1 protein-coding gene is annotated in these 210 nt (G+C 61.0%); it reads right to left on the bottom strand.

The window, feature by feature from the left end:
- Nucleotides 1-210, bottom strand: a 210-nt coding sequence (locus CA13_RS34260; protein WP_419195343.1) for a hypothetical protein, incomplete at both ends; no start/stop codon positions are given.

The following is a 210-nucleotide window of genomic DNA, read 5'->3' as shown; positions in this document are numbered from 1 at the left end:
GAATCATCAACAATGTCGCTACCCGTCGCGGCGGCCAGGAAAACAGCAATCGCGGCATTCGCTTTCGCCGCACCGCCGGTGGTGTCCGCTTCGACCGTGATGTCGGCCGGCGCTGTGATTGTCGGATCCGTCGTGTCGATGACGGTTACCATGGTCGTCGCCGTCGCATTATTGCCGGCATCGTCGACGGTGGTGAACGTCACCAACGTT

Origin of the sequence: Novipirellula herctigrandis (assembly GCA_007859835.1) — a bacterium.
GTDB classification, from domain to species: Bacteria; Planctomycetota; Planctomycetia; order Pirellulales; family Pirellulaceae; genus Novipirellula_A; species Novipirellula_A herctigrandis.
Note: the sequence above shows the minus strand (reverse complement) of the source record. Positions and strands in the feature narration are given on the sequence as shown.